Consider the following 18,099-nt stretch of genomic DNA (forward strand, 5'->3'; position numbering starts at 1 on the left):
GGCAGACCACGTCATCCCGGCCGCCGTGTGACGCAGAGAGAGGCATGCGTCACAGCGTGACGTAGGGCCAGGGCTCACACAGGAACTTAGGTTAGGCTAACCTAAGTTAGTCGCAGCAGCCCCCCACGTCCCACTCCTGCGCCCGTCCCTCTCCTGCCCCCGGAGGACTCCCCCATGCGCTCGCACCTGCTCAATGACACGACCGCGGACCGGTACCGCCGTTCCGTGACCGAAGGAATAGAGCGGGTGGCGGCCAAACTCGCCACCACCGACCGTCCGTTCACGGGTGTCACGGTCGACGCCCTCGCTCCCCGTATCGACCGGATCGACCTCGACAAGCCGCTGCACGACACCACCGCGGTGCTCGACGAACTGGAGGACGTCTACCTCCGGGACGCGATCTACTTCCACCACCCGCGCTACCTCGCCCACCTCAACTGCCCGGTGGTCATACCCGCGGTGGTCGGCGAAGCGGTCCTCTCCGCCGTCAACTCCTCCCTCGACACCTGGGACCAGTCGGCCGGCGGCACCCTGATCGAGCGCAAGCTCATCGACTGGACCAACGAGCGCATCGGCTTCGGCTGCTCCGCCGACGGCGTGTTCACCTCCGGCGGTTCGCAGTCCAACCTCCAGGCGCTGCTGCTCGCCCGCGAGGAGGCCAAGACCGACTCGTACGCCAAACTGCGGATCTTCGCCTCCGAGGCGAGCCACTTCAGCGTCAAGAAGTCCGCGAAACTCCTCGGGCTCGGCCAGGATGCCGTGGTCACCGTCCCCACCGGCAACGACAAGCGCATGCAGACCGTCGCGCTCGCCCACGAGCTGGAGCGCTGCGAGCGGGACGGCCTGGTGCCCATGGCCGTCGTCGCGACCGCCGGCACCACCGACTTCGGCTCCATCGACCCGCTGCCCGAGATCGCCGCGCTGTGCGAGCAGTTCGGTGCCTGGATGCACGTGGACGCCGCGTACGGCTGCGGACTGCTCACCTCGCTGAAGAACCGGCACCGCATCGACGGCATCGAGCGCGCCGACTCCGTGACCGTGGACTACCACAAGTCCTTCTTCCAGCCGGTGAGTTCGTCCGCCGTGCTCGTCCGCGACGCGGCCACCCTGCGCCACGCCACCTACCACGCGGAGTACCTCAACCCGCAGCGCATGGTGCAGGAGCGCATCCCGAACCAGGTCGACAAGTCCCTGCAGACCACCCGCCGGTTCGACGCCCTGAAACTGTGGATGACGCTGCGCGTGATGGGCGCCGACGGCATCGGCCAGCTCTTCGACGAGGTCTGCGACCTGGCGGAGGAGGGCTGGAGGCTGCTGGCCGCCGACCCGCGCTACGACGTCGTGGTCGCCCCCTCCCTCTCCACTCTCGTCTTCCGCTACATCCCGGCCGCCGTCACCGACCCGGCCGAGATCGACCGCGCCAACCTGTACGCCCGCAAGGCCCTGTTCGCCTCCGGCGACGCGGTGGTCGCGGGTACGAAGGTCGGCGGCCGTCACTTCCTGAAGTTCACCCTGCTCAACCCCGAGACCACGACGGACGACATCTCCGCCGTGCTCGACCTGATCGCCGGCCACGCCGAGCAGTACCTTGGAGAGTCCCTTGACCGCGCTTCCTGAACCCGCTGAATCCGTCGGGGCCGCTGAATCCCCCTCGCGGACGCACGATTTCATCGGCATCGGGCTGGGCCCCTTCAACCTCGGTCTCGCCTGCCTCACCGAGCCGATCGCCGAACTCGACGGTGTCTTCCTGGAGTCCAAGCCGGACTTCGAGTGGCACTCCGGGATGTTCCTGGAGGGCGCGCACCTCCAGACGCCGTTCATGTCGGACCTGGTCACCCTGGCCGACCCGACGTCCCCGTACTCCTTCCTCAACTACCTGAAGGAATCGGGCCGCCTGTACTCGTTCTACATCCGCGAGAACTTCTACCCGCTGCGCGTCGAGTACGACGACTACTGCCGCTGGGCCGCCTCGAAACTCTCCAGTGTCCGCTTCAGCACGACGGTCACGGAGGTCACGTACGAGGCCGAGAACGAGAACGGGGTGTACGTCGTCCGGACCACCGCCGGTGACACGTACCGCGCCCGGCACCTCGTCCTCGGCACCGGCACTCCCCCGTACATCCCGGAGGCCTGCGCCGACCTCGGCGGGGACTTCATCCACAACTCCCGCTACCAGCAGCACAAGCGGGAGCTGCAGGCCAAGAAGTCGATCACGCTGGTCGGCAGCGGCCAGTCCGCCGCCGAGATCTACTACGACCTGCTCAGCGAGATCGACGTCCACGGCTACCGGCTGAACTGGGTCACGCGCTCCCCGCGGTTCTTCCCGCTGGAGTACACCAAGCTCACGCTGGAGATGACCTCCCCGGAGTACATCGACTACTTCCACGCGCTGCCCGAGCGGACCCGCTACCGCCTCCAGACGGAGCAGAAGGGCCTGTTCAAGGGCATCGACGGGGAGCTGATCGACTCGATCTTCGACCTGCTCTACCAGAAGAACCTCAGCGGCCCGGTCCCCACCCGCCTGCTCACCAACTCGGCTCTGAAGGAGGCGGGTTACGAGAACGGCACGTACACCCTGGGGCTGCGTCAGGAGGAGCAGGAGACGGACTACGAGCTGCAGTCCGAGGGCCTGATCCTGGCGACCGGCTACAAGTACGTGGAGCCCGCGTTCCTGAAGCCCGTGCGCGACCGGATCCGCTACGACGAGCACGGCAACCACGACGTGGCACGCAACTACGCCATCGACACCACCGGCCGCGGGATCTTCCTGCAGAACGCCGGCGTCCACACCCACTCGATCACGTCACCCGACCTCGGCATGGGCGCGTACCGCAACGCGTACATCATCCGGGAACTGCTCGGCACCGAGTACTACCCGGTGGAGAAGTCCATCGCCTTCCAGGAGTTCGCGATATGACCGCCGCCGGAAACAGCGACGGCGTGGGCACGCTGACCGTCCGCCCCCTCGACCCCCTCAAGGACGCCGAGCTGCTGCACTCCTGGGTGACCGACCCCAAGGCCGCGTTCTGGATGATGCAGGACGCGAAACTCCAGGACGTGGAGCGCGAGTACATGGCCATCGCGGCCAGCGAACACCACCACGCGTACATCGGCCTGCACGACGGCCGGCCCGCGTTCCTGATGGAGAAGTACGACCCCCGGTACATCGAACTCGTCGGGCTGTACGAGCCCGAACCCGGTGACGTCGGTATGCACTTCCTGGTCGCCCCCACCGACCGGCCCGTGCACGGCTTCACCCGGGCCGTCATCACCGCCGTGATGACCGAGCTGTTCGCCGACCCGCGCACCCGCCGGGTCGTCGTCGAGCCCGATGTCAGCAACGAGGCGGTGCACGCGCTCAACGAGACCGTCGGCTTCGTCCCCGAGCGTGAGATCGACAAGCCGGAGAAGCGCGCGCTGCTGTCCTTCTGCACGCGCGAGCAGTTCCTGAACCGGCACACCCCGGCCACCCGAGGAGTTTCCCCGTGACCCTGTCCGACGCCGTGGCGCATCTGTCCCCCCACCGCTGGGCCCGGGCCAACCGCCTCCTCATCCGCAAAGCGCTCGCCGAGTTCGCCCACGAACGCCTCATCACCCCGGAAGCGGTCCGCAACGCCGACGGCGACAACACCGGTGACGGCGGCAAAAAAGGCGAGTACGCCGTCCGCAGCGACGACGGTCTGACCCGCTACCGCTTCACCGCCACCCGCCACGCCCTCGACCACTGGCAGGTCGACGCCGAGTCCATCACCCGCAGCCGCGACGGCGAGGAAATCCCGCTCGCCGCGCTGGACTTCTTCATCGAGCTGAAAAAATCACTCGGCCTGAGCGACGAGGTGCTGCCGGTCTACCTGGAGGAGATCTCCTCCACCCTCTCCGGCACCTGCTACAAGCTCACCAAGCCCCAGCTCACCTCCACCGAACTCGCGAGAAGCGGCTTCCAGGAGATCGAGACGGGGATGACCGAGGGCCACCCCTGCTTCGTCGCCAACAACGGCCGGCTCGGCTTCGGCATCCACGAGTACCTGTCGTACGCACCCGAGACCGCGAGCCCCGTACGACTGGTCTGGCTGGCCGCGCACCGCTCGCGGGCCGCGTTCACGGCGGGCGTCGGCATCGCGTACGAGTCGTTCCTGCGGGACGAGCTGGGCAAGGAGACCGTGGACCGCTTCCACGGCGTCCTCCGCGACCTGGACCTCGACCCGGCCGACTACCTCTTCATCCCGGTCCACCCCTGGCAGTGGTGGAACAAACTGACGGTCACCTTCGCCGCCGAGGTCGCCCAGCAGCACCTGGTGTGCCTGGGCGAGGGCGACGACGAGTATCTGGCCCAGCAGTCGATCCGGACGTTCTTCAACAAGAGCGAGCCCGAGAAGCACTATGTGAAAACCGCCCTGTCGGTCATCAACATGGGCTTCATGCGCGGTCTGTCCGCCGCGTACATGGAGGCGACCCCGGCCATCAACGACTGGCTGGCGCAGCTCATCGAGAACGACCCGGTGCTGCGCTCGACCGGCCTGTCGATCATCCGCGAGCGCGCGGCCGTCGGCTACCGGCACCTGGAGTACGAGGCCGCCACCGACCGCTACTCCCCGTACCGGAAAATGCTCGCCGCCCTGTGGCGCGAGAGCCCGGTCCCCTCGCTCCAGGACGGCGAGTCCCTGGCCACCATGGCCTCGCTCGTCCACGTGGACCACGACGGCTCCTCGATCGCCGCCGCGCTGATCGACCGCTCGGGCCTGACCCCGGTGGAGTGGCTGCGCCGCTACCTCAAGGCGTACCTCACCCCGCTGCTGCACAGTTTCTACGCGTACGACCTAGTGTTCATGCCGCACGGCGAGAACGTCATCCTCGTCCTCAAGGACGGGGTGGTCGAACGGGCGATCTACAAGGACATCGCCGAGGAGATCGCCGTCATGGACCCGGACGCGGTGCTGCCGCCGACGGTCGAGCGGCTGCGCGTGGACGTCCCCGAGGACAAGAAACTCCTGTCCATCTTCACGGACGTCTTCGACTGCTTCTTCCGCTTCCTGGCGGCGAACCTGGCGGGCGAGGGCGTCATCGAGGAGGACGACTTCTGGCGGACCGTCGCCGACTGCGTACGCGACTACCAGGCGTCCGCGCCCGAACTCGCGGACAAGTTCCGGCAGTACGACATGTTCGCGCCCGAGTTCGCGCTGTCCTGCCTCAACCGGCTGCAACTGCGCGACAACGAGCAGATGGTGGACCTCTCCGACCCCGCCGGGGCCCTCCAGCTCGTCGGCACCCTGAAAAACCCGATAGCCGGGCTGTAACCACCGGTCCCCACCAGCAGGCGGGCGCCCCCATGTACGGTCCCAGGGGGCGCCCGCCGTCGTATCAACGGGCTATGAGGCCGCGGGCCACGGCACTTGCGGCGACCGGTAGTGGTCGATGCCCAGCGCGTCCCAGCGAGGGGCCTGCGCCGCGAGCCGCACCTTGTAGGTGTCCCAGTCGTGCGTCGAGGCGGGCGACCAGCCCAGCTCGGCCACGCCCGGCAGCCGCGGGAACGCCATGTACTCGATGTGCTGCGAGGTCGAAAGCGTCTCGGTCCACAGCGGCGCCTCGACCCCGCGTACGGCCGAACTCGGCGTACCCGGCAGGTAGGTGCCCGGATCCCAGTCGTACGACCGACGCACCTCCACCAGCCCGGCCCAGGCCTGCCCGAGGGGGGTGTCGGCGGTGTACTTCATATCCAGATACACCCGGTCCGCGGGCGAGAGGACGATCCCGGTGCCGTTGCGCGCGGCAGCCGCGACCTGCTCCTTCTCGGCGGCGCTCGTACCGTCGAGCCCCCAGTACTGGGCGAGCGCGCCCTTGGCGGGAGTGGCCCCGGTCAGCTGATGCCAACCCATGACACGCTTCCCGTACTTGGCGACGATCGGCTGCACCTTCTCCATGAAGGCGACGTAGTCCTCATGACTGGTGGAGTGGGCCTCGTCACCGCCTATGTGGAGGTACTTGCCCGGTGTGAGCGCGGCCAGTTCGCGGATGACGTCGTCCACGAAGTCGTACGTCACCGGCTTGTCGACGCACAGCGAGCTGAAGCCGACCTCGGTACCGGTGTAGAGCGGCGGGGCGACACCGTCGCAGTTCAGCTCGGCGTACGAGGCGAGCGCCGCGTTGGTGTGGCCGGGCATGTCGATCTCGGGCACGACGGTCAGGTGGCGCGAGGCGGCGTACCGGACGAGGTCCTTGTACTGGGCCTTCGTGTAGTAACCGCCGGGCCCGCCGCCGCCGACCTGCGTGGACCCGCCGTACGTGGCGAGGCGCGGCCAGGAGTCGATGGCGATACGCCAGCCCTGGTCGTCGCTGAGGTGCAGATGCAGCGTGTTGATCTTGTAGAGCGCCAACTGGTCGATATAGCGCTTGACCTGGTCCACGGTGAAGAAGTGCCGGGAGACGTCCAGCATCGCGCCGCGGTAGCCGTAGCGGGGGGTGTCCGTGATGGTGCCGCCGGCGACGGCCCAGGGGCCCGGTTGCTTCGAGTCCTTCTCGACGGCGGCGGGCAGCAGCTGCCGCAGGGTCTGCACACCGTGGAAGAGTCCGGCGGGCGCGCGGGCGGTGATGGTGACAGCACCTTTCCCGCTGGTGAGCCGATACCCCTCGGCGCCGAGGCCCGCGGTGTCCTTCCGACTGATCCGGAGCCGGATGCCGTCGGAGCCCTGGTCGCCGGTGACGGGAAGCCGGTAGCCGGTCGACGGCCGCAGCACATCGGCGAGATACGAGCCGACGTCATGGACCCCCTTCGCCCGGTCCACGCGGATACGCGTACCGCTGGTGATGCGGTACGGGGAGCCGCCCGGGTCGACGGAGGCGGGGGCGGGGACGACCTGGCCCAACGGGGTGGGGGTGCGGTCGGGTCGGTCGGGCGCGGACGGTGCCGCGCCGACCGCGGAGATACCGGCGGCTGCCACGAGCAGCAGCGTACCGAGCAGACGGGGCGTTCTGTGCTGTCTCACATGCGCTCCCTTCGAATGGGTATAGACCACTCTCCCGCAGAGGCGGTGAAACAATCCCCCTCATGGCGGAAATCATCCAACGGGACGGCACGTGGACCTTCGACGGCGACGCCCTGCGGCTGGTGCCGGGCCGCGACAAGAACGTGGGCGTACTGCGCAAGTCCCTGGGTGAACTGACGATCCCGCTCGGGGCGTTGGCGGGGATCTCGTTCGAGCACGGCAAGAAGTCCGGCCGGCTCAGACTGCGGCTGCGCGACGGCGCGGACCCGCTGCTGCACGCGACGGGGGGCCGGCTCGCCGACGCGTCCGACCCCTACCAGTTGACCGTCGACTCGGACCGCTACGGCGTCGCCGAGTACTTCGTGGACGAGATCCGCAACGCGCTGCTCCTGGACGAGGTACCGGCCACGGCCGTCGACCGCTATCTGCTGCCGGGGCCGGCCGTACCGCTGTCGGTCTCCGCCGGAGACGGCACGGCGAGCTTCGACGGGGAGCGCGTGCGGCTGGAGTGGAACTGGAAGACGGAGGAGGCGAAGTCGGCGGCGGGTGCGCGGACGCTCGCGCTGGCCGACATCCAGGCCGTGGAGTGGCAGCCGTCGGTCGGCCTGGAGAACGGCCACCTCCGCTTCACCGTGCGGGGCGCGCCCACAAAAGCCCCGCCGAAGTACGACCCGAACTCCATCGAGCTGTGGGGCTTCAAGAAGGACCCGCTGATGGCGCTGGTGGCGGCGGCGGTCCAGGCGCGGCTCCCCCACCCCTCGGCTCCGCCTTCGGCAGACACCCCCGCGCAGCGACTCGCCCCCACGGGGGTCGACCACGACGCGCTGCTCCGCCGCCTCCGAGAACTGGGCGACCTCCGCAAGGCGGGCGTCCTGACGGAGGAGGAGTTCACCCTGGCCAAACAGGCAATACTCCGCGACATGTAACCCAAGCACGACTGCCTGCCACCGACCTGCGCAGTTCCCCGCGCCCCTAAGAACCGGCCCGGTGGGGGCCGATCGCGCAGTTCCCCGCGCCCCTAAAGTCCAAGACAAAGGATTGCGCCGTTCCCCGCGCCCCTAAAGGCAAAGACAAAAGACTGCGCCGTTCCCCGCGCCCCTAAAGGCAAAGACAAAAGACTGCGCCGTTCCCCGCGCCCCTAAAAGCGGGGCGCGGATGACATCGCACCTCGGCCCCCACCGCCTAGGGGCGCGGGGAACGGCGCAATCAGTTCGCACGCACCCGCAGCCACCGGGCAGGGCGCAGCCCGCCCCGAGGGGCGCGGGGAACTGCGCAATCCCCCCACGCGGCCGCAGCCCGCAAGCGCAGTCCGGCGAGGCCTCGCGCGGCCAGGGCGCAGCCCGGCCCGAGGGGCGCGGGGAACTGCGCAATCAGCCCCGCGCCCGCCGCCCGCCGCCCGCGAACAGCTCACCCGGTGGAGCGGACCCGCCGGGCGACCGTGAAGCGGTCCACTTCCTCCCCCGTCTCCGCAACCCCCCGCACCGTGAGCGTCGCAAACCGCCCCTTCGCAGCCGGAGCGACATCCACCCGCAGGAACGAGTAGTCCAGATACCGCACCCGCGACCACGCGACGGTCTCCTTCTCCCGCCCCCCGTCCGCGAGACACACGAACGACGACACCGCGTCGTTCTCCTTCTCATGCCCCTCGTACGACTCGTCCGCGCTGAACGCGTACAGACTCCGCCCCGCCGCCCCAGCGGTCACGTACACGACCCCGTCCGTCTCGGGATACGCCGTCCCCCCGATCGGCAGCTCCTTCGCGACCTTGTTCCCCTTGAGGACATCGGTCCGCTCGTACACATGGTTGTGCCCGTTGATCACCAGATCGACGGTGTACTTCTCGAACAGCGGCACCCACTCCTGCCGCACCCCGCCCTCGGAGGCGTGCGCCGTGGACGTGCAGTACGCGCAGTGGTGGAAGAAGACGACGACGAAGTCGATCCCCTGCGCGGCCCGGTACTTCTTGAGCTGCGTCTCCAGCCACGTCGTCTGCGTGCCGCCGGAGATCCCGAGGTTGGCCGGGATCTCGAAGGAGATGTCGTTGGCGTCGAGCGAGATGACCGCCGTGTTGCCGTGCACGAAGGTGTAGACGCCGGGCAGGTTCTTCTTGTCGGGCCCGTTCCCGGGCAGCCGCCAGCGCGCCTCCTCGCCGCCGTAGCCGTTCGGCGAGTACCAGGCCTCCATGTCGTGGTTGCCGTACGACACCATCCACGGCACCTGCTTGGCGACCGACTCGGTCTGCGCGAGGAACTGGTCCCAGACACGCGAGTCGAACCCGGTGTCCTCCTTCTTCCCCATGCCGGACGGGTCCGCGTACGCGATGTCCCCGGCATGCAGGTGGAAGGCGGGCCCCTGCGCCAGGATCAGGCTGTCGTTGGCGAGCCCGTGATAGCTGACGCCCTGGTCACCGAAGGCGGTGAAGGTGAACGGCTCGGCATGCGCGGGCGCGGTGGTGAAGGTCCCGATCGTGCCGGCGAGCCGCGGGTTCGCCGGGTCGAAGCCCTCGTGCCCGACCCCGTAGTAGTACGTGCGCCCGGGCCGCAGCCGGCTCAGCTCGGCGTGCAGGTAGTACTGCGTGTGGTCACCGCTCGCCCCCACCCCCGCAGGCGTGAAGAGCGTGCGCACCTCCGCCTCGATCTTCCGCGACAGGTCCCACGGATGGGCACCGATCCGGATGTACGGCTTCCGCACCGCGACCGGGACCTGCCAGGAGACGGTCATCTCGGTCCGCGCGTCGGCCCCGTACGCGAGATGCCGCCCGAAGGGCGCGACCAACGCCCCGTCGACCTTCTCGGCGGCGGAAGCGGGCGCGGTGGCAACGCTGCGGCCTGCCGCCTGCGCGCTCGCCCCCGGCAGAAACGCGCCACTCACGACGGCGCCCATCGTGACGGCCCCGCCTCTGATCATCGTGCGTCGCGAGAACCTGGAGTGCAGATACTCGTGCTGCTCGGCCATGCTCATCCTGTCGGCGAGCTGCTCGGGGATCCCCATACGTGGAATGTCCATGGCTGGAAAGGTGCTCCCGGCAACCATCTGCCCGCGGGCCACAGGGTGAACAGGCCCCGAACAGGCCCCCATAAGAGTTTCAACAGGTACTTGCCCGAAATCGGGCAGGATTCTTGCGATTGCCCGCGCTTTACCTCAGGATCAACGGGTGCACGACGACCTTGTTGATCACCTGACGCGCTCCTCGGCCCTCAGCCGGGGCGAAGCGCTGCGCGTGATCCAGGACGTGCTCGCCTACTTCGACGAGACGACGGAGGACTACGTCCGTCGCCGCCACCGGGAGCTCCAGGCGCAGGGCCTGGTCAACTCGGCGATCTTCGAACGGATCACGGCGGACCTCAAATACCGCGCGGTCGCGCCGCCGGAGCTCACGCTCCGGCAGGTGCGCCGCATCGTCTACGGCTAGGAACCATCTGTATGTGCGGAATCGTGGGATACATCGGCAGGCGTGACGTGGCGCCGCTCCTCCTGGAGGGCCTGCAGCGCCTGGAGTACCGCGGCTACGACTCGGCCGGACTCGTCGTGACGTCGCCGAAGACGGCCGGTCTGAAGATGGTCAAGGCCAAGGGCCGCGTGCGTGACCTGGAGGCCCGCGTCCCCAAGCGCTTCGCCGGCACCACGGGCATCGCCCACACCCGCTGGGCCACCCACGGCGCCCCCTCCGACGAGAACGCGCACCCGCACATGTCGGCCGACAACAAGGTCGCGGTCGTCCACAACGGCATCATCGACAACGCCTCCGACCTGCGCAGGAAGCTGGAGGCGGAGGGCGTCGAGTTCCTCTCGGAGACCGACACCGAGGTCCTCACCCACCTCATCGCCCGCTCCCAGGCGGAGAAGCTGGAGGACAAGGTCCGCGAGACCCTCCGGCTGATCGAGGGCACGTACGGCATCGCCGTGATGCACGCCGACCACGCGGACCGCATCGTCGTCGCCCGCAACGGCTCCCCGGTCGTCCTCGGCATCGGCGAGAAGGAGATGTTCGTCGCCTCGGACATCGCCGCGCTGGTCACCCACACCCGCCAGATCGTCACACTCGACGACGGCGAGATGGCGACGCTGAAGGCCGACGACTTCCGCACGTACACCACCGAGGGCACCCGCACCACGGCCGAGCCCACCACCGTCGAGTGGGAGGCCGCCTCCTACGACATGGGCGGCCACGACACGTACATGCACAAGGAGATCCACGAGCAGGCCGAGGCCGTGGACCGGGTGCTGCGCGGCCGGATCGACGACCGCTTCTCCACCGTGCACCTGGGCGGGCTGAACCTGGACGCCCGCGAGGCGCGCAAGATCCGCCGCGTGAAGATCCTCGGCTGCGGCACCTCGTACCACGCGGGCATGATCGGCGCCCAGATGATAGAGGAACTGGCCCGTATCCCCGCGGACGCCGAGCCCGCCTCGGAGTTCCGCTACCGCAACGCGGTCGTCGACCCCGACACGCTGTACGTGGCGGTGTCCCAGTCCGGTGAGACGTACGACGTACTGGCCGCCGTGCAGGAACTGAAGCGCAAGGGCGCCCGCGTCCTCGGCATCGTGAACGTGGTCGGCTCGGCCATCGCCCGCGAGGCGGACGGCGGCATGTACGTGCACGCCGGGCCCGAGGTCTGCGTGGTCTCCACCAAGTGCTTCACCAACACCACGGTCGCCTTCGCGCTGCTCGCCCTGCACCTGGGCCGCACCCGCGACCTGTCGGTCTCCGACGGCAAGCGGATCATCGAGGGCCTGCGCAAGCTGCCCGGCCAGATCACCGAGATCCTCGACCAGGAGGACGAGATCAAGAAGCTGGCCGAGCAGTACGCCGAGGCCCGCTCCATGCTCTTCATCGGCCGGGTACGCGGCTATCCGGTCGCCCGTGAGGCCTCGCTGAAGCTGAAGGAGGTCTCGTACATCCACGCCGAGGCCTACCCCGCCTCGGAGTTGAAGCACGGCCCGCTCGCGCTGATCGAGCCCGCGCTGCCGACGGTCGCGATCGTCCCGAACGACGACCTGCTGGAGAAGAACCGCGCGGCCCTGGAGGAGATCAAGGCCCGCAGCGGCAAGATCCTCGCCGTCGCCCACGACGTCCAGGAGAAGGCCGACCAGACGATCCTCGTCCCCAAGAACGAGGACGAACTGGACCCGATCCTGATGGGCATCCCCCTCCAACTCCTCGCCTACCACACGGCCTTGGCCCTGGGCAGGGACATCGACAAGCCCCGAAACCTGGCGAAGTCGGTAACAGTGGAATAGCCCCGGCTGGCGCCCCCCACCACCAGAGACGCCCCGCCAGGGGCGCCCCGTCAGGGGCGCGGGGAACGGCGCAGTCTTTTGTCTTTCAGGGGCGCGGGGAACGGCGCAGTCTTTAATCCTTTGGGGGCGCGGGGAACGGCGCAACCCTTCGCCTTAAGGGGCGCGGGGAACGGCGCAACCCTTCGCCTTAAGGGGCGCGGGGAACGGCGCAACCGCCCCACCGCCCCGCAGAGGCATCGCATAGGCACCGCAACACAACGGACCCCCACGTGTAGCCACCAAACACGCGGGGGTCCGTTCACGCGCCGGGGCCGCCCAAAACCCCGGCCGGCTGCCAACTACCGGTAACCGTCACGCTCCGGCCGGCAGCATGCCGCCGAACGACGGCAAACCTGCTGGCTATATGCCCTTCACAAGCACACAAACACATCTACGCACGAGTAGTTTTGCCGTGCTGTGGACGGCAGTTGGCCACACGACACCTCAGACGGAACCGCGCCGCGGACCAAGTCCCGGACCCAGCTACGGAATGACCACCACAGGCCGCTGCGCCCGCTTGGCCAGCCGCCCCGCGACCGACCCGAAGATGCGTCCGACGATCCCGTGGGTCGACCCCACCACGATCGCGTCGGCCTCGTACTCCCGCCCCACCTCTTCGAGTTCGTGGCAGATGTCGCCACCGCGCTCGACGAGGATCCACGGCACCTCGGCCAGATACTCCGCACAGGCCAGTTCCAGCCCGAGCACCTCGGTGCGGTGGTCCGGCACGTCGACGAAGACCGGGGGCTCACAGCCGGCCCACACCGTGGTGGGCAGCCGGTTCGCGACGTGCACGATGATCAGGCCCGATCCGGAGCGGCAGGCCATGCCGATCGCGTACGCGAGGGCGCGCTCGCTGGACGTCGAGCCGTCGAAGCCCACGACGACACCGTGCTTGAAGGCTGGGTCGCAGGACTGGCGTGTCTCTTCCGCCGCCAAGGGCTCGGCCGCCGTGTGATCGGCGACGGGGCGCTTGCGGTCCGCGGGTTCGAATTCGTGACCGGCCATGGGTGTCTCGGCGTTCGGATCCTCTTGGGTGGGCCGACAGGAGCTGCGGAGCTGTGTCCGGGAATCATCTTCCCAACCCCATACCCCCAAGGGTACGGCGGCACGCCTCCTCTGCCCAGCTCCCGCTCTCGCCGCGGGAGGGTTCCCCGGAGCATGCCCGAGAGGATGCCCGTAACGCAATGGTTGCTGCCCCGTACAGCCGTTTTACACAGCCTCCCGGGGGGCGCGGCCCCCAAGGGGCACGGGAGACGGCGCACCCGGCCACCACCGCCCCGCACCCGGCACACACCCCGCGGCGAAGCCCCGAGCTTCCGGGGCTCACCCGGGGAACCCCCGGCGGAGCCCCCCGTGACCGCCCGCTCGAACACGCGTTGAACCCCGGTAAGCCACCGCCCAGGGAGGAGCCCCACCGTGCCCGGACGCCCCACGACCGCACCCCACCCTCCCGTCGGCAGAGGCGCCGCACCCCACCCTCCCGCCACGAAGGGCACCGCCCAGGACACCGCCACGGACGTGGTCCGCTGGGCGGCCTTCAGCTGCGTCCTGGTTCCGGTCGTCCTCGTGGGGTACGGGACCTCACTGGCGGGCGCAGCGGGCACGGCCCTGGGCCTCGCCGCGGTGACGGGCGCCTGCCGGCTCCTGCTGCGCCGCTCCGAGCGCGGCGCGGCGCAGCTGCGCGCGGCGGAGCGGACACCGCATCATGTGCTGCACGTGCAGCACGGCGGGGCGGACGGGGGCGACCGTCGCGGAGGCCGGCACGCCGGTGGAAATACGCCGGTTGACTGACCGGTTTGTGCGCACGCGCCCGCTGCTTTTCAGCCAACTTCCATGCCCTGCGTGTCCCTTGGCCGAACCACCCCCCAACCCCCGTTCGACCTGCACCGAAAGGGTCCAGTAGGGTGCCCGCACCCTACGGGGACCGGCCACGGGGACGAGGCGCACTTCCCTGTGCGGCCCACGAGTGCAACGCTTCGTGATCGAATGCTTCACGCCAAGTTGCCATGTCGACAATCTGCCGAGTGCTGAACTGGCCACGTCGGCACCACACGACACAGTAGATTCGATCTTGACGTCTTACGGCGGGGGACTCGTGCAGGACCGAGGGGAAACGTGCAGGAGCGACACAACCGAGGAGCCGCGACCACCGAGGGGGGCTTAGCAGGATGAGCCACGACTCCACTGCCGCGCCGGAAGCCGCGGCCCGGAAACTTTCCGGGCGACGCCGCAAGGAGATCGTCGCGGTGCTGCTGTTCAGCGGCGGCCCCATCTTCGAGAGTTCCATACCGCTGTCGGTGTTCGGCATCGACCGCCAGGACGCCGGCGTACCGCGGTATCGACTACTGGTGTGCGCCGGTGAGGAAGGCCCACTGCGGACCACAGGAGGCCTGGAACTCACCGCGCCCAACGGGCTGGAGGCGATCTCCCGGGCGGGCACCGTTGTCGTGCCCGCCTGGCGGTCGATCACCTCACCGCCACCGGAGGAGGCGCTCGACGCGCTGCGCCGGGCACATGAGGAAGGCGCCCGCATAGTCGGGCTGTGCACCGGCGCCTTCGTGCTCGCCGCGGCCGGACTGCTGGACGGCCGTCCCGCGACCACACACTGGATGTACGCACCGACGCTGGCCAAGCGCTATCCGTCGGTGCATGTCGATCCCCGCGAGCTGTTCGTGGACGACGGCGACGTGCTGACGTCGGCGGGCACCGCGGCGGGGATCGACCTCTGTCTGCACATAGTGCGGACGGACCACGGCAACGAGGCGGCCGGGGCACTGGCCCGCCGCCTGGTGGTGCCACCCCGGCGCAGTGGCGGCCAGGAGCGCTATCTCGATCGGTCTTTACCAGAGGAGATCGGCGCCGACCCCCTCGCGGAGGTCGTCGCCTGGGCGCTGGAACACCTCCACGAGCAGTTCGACGTGGAGACGCTGGCGGCACGCGCGTACATGAGCAGGCGTACGTTCGACCGCCGGTTCCGCTCGCTCACCGGGAGCGCTCCCCTGCAGTGGCTGATCACGCAGCGGGTGCTCCAGGCGCAGCGGCTCCTGGAGACGTCCGACTACTCGGTGGACGAGGTCGCGGGCCGCTGCGGTTTCCGTTCGCCGGTGGCGCTGCGCGGGCACTTCCGCCGCCAGCTCGGCTCCTCCCCGGCTGCGTACCGTGCCGCGTACCGGGCGCGCCGCCCGCAGGGTGAGAAGCAGAGCGACCCGGACGGCTCGCCGCCACCGGCGCCGCCGGTGCTCCAGCAGGAGTCTCCCGTGCCGTTCCAGACCCGTCGCACGGCGGCCGCGCACGCGGTCGGCGCGGCGGCCTCGTCCCTCTCCACGGACGCGGGACGCCCGGGCGCGGAGCTGTACGTGGCCGGCCGGCACAGCCTGCCGGGCCAGCGGAGCGCGCCGTAGCTCCCCGCGGTGACGTCGTACGCCGGCCCCGGACCCTCTGCGGTCCGGGGCCGGCGCCGTTCACGGGCCCGTGGCCGCACGGCCCCGCGGGCCCACCGGTCACGACTGCCGAGGTCCCGGGCCTGCCCGGGCGGGTGAGCGGGCCGTAGGGTGAGCCCATGAACGATCGCATGGTGTGGATCGACTGCGAGATGACCGGTCTCTCGCTGTCGGAGGACGCGCTCATCGAGGTGGCCGCGCTGGTGACCGACTCGGAGCTGAACGTGCTCGGCGAGGGGGTGGACATCGTGATCCGTCCGCCGGACGCCGCGCTGGAGACGATGCCGGAGGTGGTGCGCACCATGCACACGTCCTCCGGTCTCCTCGACGAGCTGGCCGCGGGCACGACCCTGGCCGCCGCGGAGGAGGAGGTCCTCTCCTACATCCGTGAGCACGTCAAGGAGCCGGGCAAGGCGCCGCTGTGCGGGAACTCGGTGGGCACGGACCGCGGTTTCCTGCTGAGGGACATGGCGACCCTGGAGGCGTACCTCCATTACCGCATCGTGGACGTCTCCTCCGTGAAGGAGCTGGCCCGCCGCTGGTATCCCCGGGCGTACTTCAACAGTCCCGACAAGAACGGCAACCACCGGGCGCTGGCCGACATCCGCGAGTCGATCGCCGAGCTCCGCTACTACCGCGAGGCGATCTTCGTCCCGCAGCCCGGACCCGACTCGGACACGGCCCGCTCCATCGCCTCGAAGCACGTCCTGCCCGCTCAGTAGCCCCGCCGTAAAGGCGGGAGCGAGCACCCCTTCGGACCCTGTACACTTTTTCTCGGCCGGTCGGTGAACCACTTCAGGTGAACCACACGCAGGATTGCCGGTCATGGTGGGTGTAGCTCAGCTGGTAGAGCACCTGGTTGTGGTCCAGGATGCCGCGGGTTCAAGTCCCGTCACTCACCCTGAATGATCAGAGGCCCGAGCCGCGAAAGCGGTTCGGGCCTCTGATGTTTCCCGGGCGCTCTCCAGGCACGACGGACGACGGCCGTCACCCCCGCGTCCGCGTCCGCGGCTACGACGAGTGCCGGGCCACCAGCTCCGTGGGCAGGACCAGCTGCCGTCGCTCCAGGCCCCGGGAAACCGCCGGGCGGCGGTCCGCGATCTCGTCCATCAGCAGGCCGAGCATCGCGCGGCCCATGTCCTCGATCGGCTGGCGCACACTCGTCAGGGGCGGGTCCATGTGGCGGGCGATCGCCGAGTCGTCGTAGCCGACCAGGGCCACGTCGTCGGGTATGCGGCGCCCCACCTCGCGCAGGACCTGCCGGGCGCCGGCCGCCATCACGTCCGAGCCGGCGAAGACCGCGTCCAGGGTGGGGCAGACGGCGAGCAGTTCCGTCATCGCGCGACGGCCACCCTCCTCGGTGAAGTCCCCCGGCACGATGAGGCGTTCGTCGACCTCGTGGCCCGCGTCGCGCAGCGCGGCGCGGTAGCCGTCGACGCGGCGCTGGGCACCGAACACGTCGAGGCGTCCGGCCAGGTGGGCTATGGTGCGGCGGCCCTGGGCCAGCAGGTGCTCGACGGCGAACCGGCCGCCGCCGAAGTTGTCCGAGTCCACGGACGGCAGCGTCTCGTCCGCCGACCTGCGACCGCTGATCACGGCCGGGATCTCCAGCTGGGCCAGCAGGTCGGGCAGCGGGTCGTCCGCGTGGACCGAGACCAGCAGCACCCCGTCCACGCGGTGGGCCGCCAGGTACTGGGCCAGCCGGGCCCGCTCCCGGTCGCTGCCCGCGAAGATCAGCAGCAGCTGCATCTCGGTGTCGGAGAGGGCCGCGCCCACGCCCCGCAGCATGTCGGAGAAGTACGGCTCGGCGAAGAAGCGGGTCTCGGGCTCGGGGACGACCAGGGCGATCGCGTCGGTGCGGTTGGCCGCGAGGGCCCGGGCGGCCGTGTTCGGCACGTATCCCAGTTCCGCGACCGCCGCCTCGACGGCCGCCCGGGTGGCGTCGCTGACCCGCGGGGAGCCGTTGATCACGCGGGAGACCGTGCCGCGGCCCACCCCGGCGCGCGCGGCGACCTCTTCGAGGGTCGGCCTGCCGCCGCTCCGGCTCCGCGCTCCGTGGACTGCCATGGTCCGCCTCCCGTCCGACACGGTTGACACCGCGCTTGGCCTGGAATCTAACAGCCGTGATCGGGGCCGGGCTCGCGGAGACAGTGCCTCCACTTTCCGGACGCCCTCCCCCGGCATGCCCGGGGCCGCTCCGAAGCCGATCCGGAGCCTTCCCGAGGCCGTCCCGCAACCGTCGGAGACCTACTCTCGCCGTCTCCGCCGACGTTAGCTAACAGCCCGATAACTGAAGACACGTCTCTGCGTCCTCTCCCTTGACACCCCCGCGCCGAGCGACGAACCTTCAACACATCACCTGTGGGAGCGCTCCCACAGTACCTGACACATACACA

The 18,099-nt window shown here is 69.5% G+C and carries 14 protein-coding genes and 1 tRNA gene; 11 read left to right on the forward strand and 4 right to left on the reverse strand.

Translation table 11 applies throughout. The features are described 5' to 3' along the window. Nucleotides 1-174 precede the first annotated feature (174 nt). From desA to IE278_RS26570, 4 genes are read left to right on the forward strand one after another with little or no spacing between them, the layout of a single operon-like run. A complete protein-coding gene (gene desA / locus IE278_RS26555) occupies nucleotides 175-1,617 on the forward strand; it encodes a lysine decarboxylase DesA (RefSeq protein ID WP_189775790.1) in 1,443 nt (480 codons plus the stop codon). Then, nucleotides 1,601-2,917: a lysine N(6)-hydroxylase/L-ornithine N(5)-oxygenase family protein gene (locus IE278_RS26560; RefSeq protein WP_189775791.1), complete on the forward strand. Its 1,317-nt coding sequence runs from the start codon at nucleotides 1,601-1,603 to the stop codon at nucleotides 2,915-2,917. Before desA ends, IE278_RS26560 begins: the two co-directional genes overlap by 17 nt. Further along, nucleotides 2,914-3,489 carry a GNAT family N-acetyltransferase gene (locus IE278_RS26565; protein ID WP_189775792.1) on the forward strand — a complete coding sequence of 192 codons (576 nt, stop codon included), beginning with the start codon at nucleotides 2,914-2,916 and terminating at the stop codon, nucleotides 3,487-3,489. The genes IE278_RS26560 and IE278_RS26565 overlap by 4 nt, the downstream gene beginning before the upstream one ends. Further along, a complete protein-coding gene (locus tag IE278_RS26570; protein WP_189775793.1) occupies nucleotides 3,486-5,294 on the forward strand; it encodes an IucA/IucC family protein in 1,809 nt (602 codons plus the stop codon). The genes IE278_RS26565 and IE278_RS26570 overlap by 4 nt, the downstream gene beginning before the upstream one ends. Before the next feature lie 72 nt (nucleotides 5,295-5,366). On the opposite strand, the gene IE278_RS26575 is transcribed toward IE278_RS26570, so the two are convergent. Then, nucleotides 5,367-6,980: a beta-N-acetylhexosaminidase gene (locus IE278_RS26575; protein WP_189775794.1), complete on the reverse strand. Its 1,614-nt coding sequence runs from the start codon at nucleotides 6,978-6,980 to the stop codon at nucleotides 5,367-5,369. 62 nt (nucleotides 6,981-7,042) lie between these two features. Between IE278_RS26575 and IE278_RS26580 the strand changes: the two genes are divergently transcribed. Further along, the gene (locus IE278_RS26580) at nucleotides 7,043-7,906 is read left to right on the forward strand and encodes a DUF4429 domain-containing protein (RefSeq protein WP_189775795.1); all 864 of its coding nucleotides are present in this window, start codon (nucleotides 7,043-7,045) and stop codon (nucleotides 7,904-7,906) included. Between the two features lie 481 nt (nucleotides 7,907-8,387). On the opposite strand, the gene IE278_RS26585 is transcribed toward IE278_RS26580, so the two are convergent. Beyond that, a complete protein-coding gene (locus IE278_RS26585) occupies nucleotides 8,388-9,971 on the reverse strand; it encodes a purple acid phosphatase family protein (protein ID WP_189775837.1) in 1,584 nt (527 codons plus the stop codon). Between the two features lie 163 nt (nucleotides 9,972-10,134). Between IE278_RS26585 and IE278_RS26590 the strand changes: the two genes are divergently transcribed. Together IE278_RS26590 and glmS are read left to right on the forward strand one after the other, a co-directional pair. Next, nucleotides 10,135-10,392 carry a hypothetical protein gene (locus IE278_RS26590; protein WP_189775796.1) on the forward strand — a complete coding sequence of 86 codons (258 nt, stop codon included), beginning with the start codon at nucleotides 10,135-10,137 and terminating at the stop codon, nucleotides 10,390-10,392. Nucleotides 10,393-10,403: 11 nt separating this feature from the next. Beyond that, nucleotides 10,404-12,221 carry a glutamine--fructose-6-phosphate transaminase (isomerizing) gene (glmS, locus tag IE278_RS26595; RefSeq protein ID WP_189775797.1) on the forward strand — a complete coding sequence of 606 codons (1,818 nt, stop codon included), beginning with the start codon at nucleotides 10,404-10,406 and terminating at the stop codon, nucleotides 12,219-12,221. Between the two features lie 522 nt (nucleotides 12,222-12,743). On the opposite strand, the gene IE278_RS26600 is transcribed toward glmS, so the two are convergent. Further along, complete coding sequence (locus tag IE278_RS26600) at nucleotides 12,744-13,268, reverse strand: universal stress protein (protein ID WP_107016076.1); 525 nt, start codon at nucleotides 13,266-13,268, stop codon at nucleotides 12,744-12,746. Nucleotides 13,269-13,781: 513 nt separating this feature from the next. Between IE278_RS26600 and IE278_RS26605 the strand changes: the two genes are divergently transcribed. The 4 genes from IE278_RS26605 (at nucleotide 13,782) to IE278_RS26620 (ending at nucleotide 16,604) form a co-directional block, all read left to right on the forward strand. Beyond that, a complete protein-coding gene (locus IE278_RS26605; protein WP_189775838.1) occupies nucleotides 13,782-14,054 on the forward strand; it encodes a hypothetical protein in 273 nt (90 codons plus the stop codon). A gap of 377 nt (nucleotides 14,055-14,431) precedes the next feature. Continuing rightward, nucleotides 14,432-15,664, forward strand: coding sequence for a helix-turn-helix domain-containing protein (locus IE278_RS26610; protein WP_189775798.1), 1,233 nt, complete (start codon nucleotides 14,432-14,434; stop codon nucleotides 15,662-15,664). A gap of 158 nt (nucleotides 15,665-15,822) precedes the next feature. Then, complete coding sequence (orn, locus tag IE278_RS26615) at nucleotides 15,823-16,425, forward strand: oligoribonuclease (RefSeq protein ID WP_189775799.1); 603 nt, start codon at nucleotides 15,823-15,825, stop codon at nucleotides 16,423-16,425. A 106-nt stretch (nucleotides 16,426-16,531) separates the two neighbouring features. Then, nucleotides 16,532-16,604 (forward strand) — tRNA-His (locus IE278_RS26620). A 110-nt stretch (nucleotides 16,605-16,714) separates the two neighbouring features. Here the strand turns inward: IE278_RS26620 and IE278_RS26625 are convergent. Beyond that, complete coding sequence (locus IE278_RS26625) at nucleotides 16,715-17,770, reverse strand: LacI family DNA-binding transcriptional regulator (RefSeq protein ID WP_189775800.1); 1,056 nt, start codon at nucleotides 17,768-17,770, stop codon at nucleotides 16,715-16,717. Nucleotides 17,771-18,099 lie beyond the last annotated feature (329 nt).

This window comes from Streptomyces tauricus (assembly GCF_014650955.1).
GTDB classification, from domain to species: domain Bacteria; phylum Actinomycetota; class Actinomycetes; order Streptomycetales; family Streptomycetaceae; genus Streptomyces; species Streptomyces tauricus.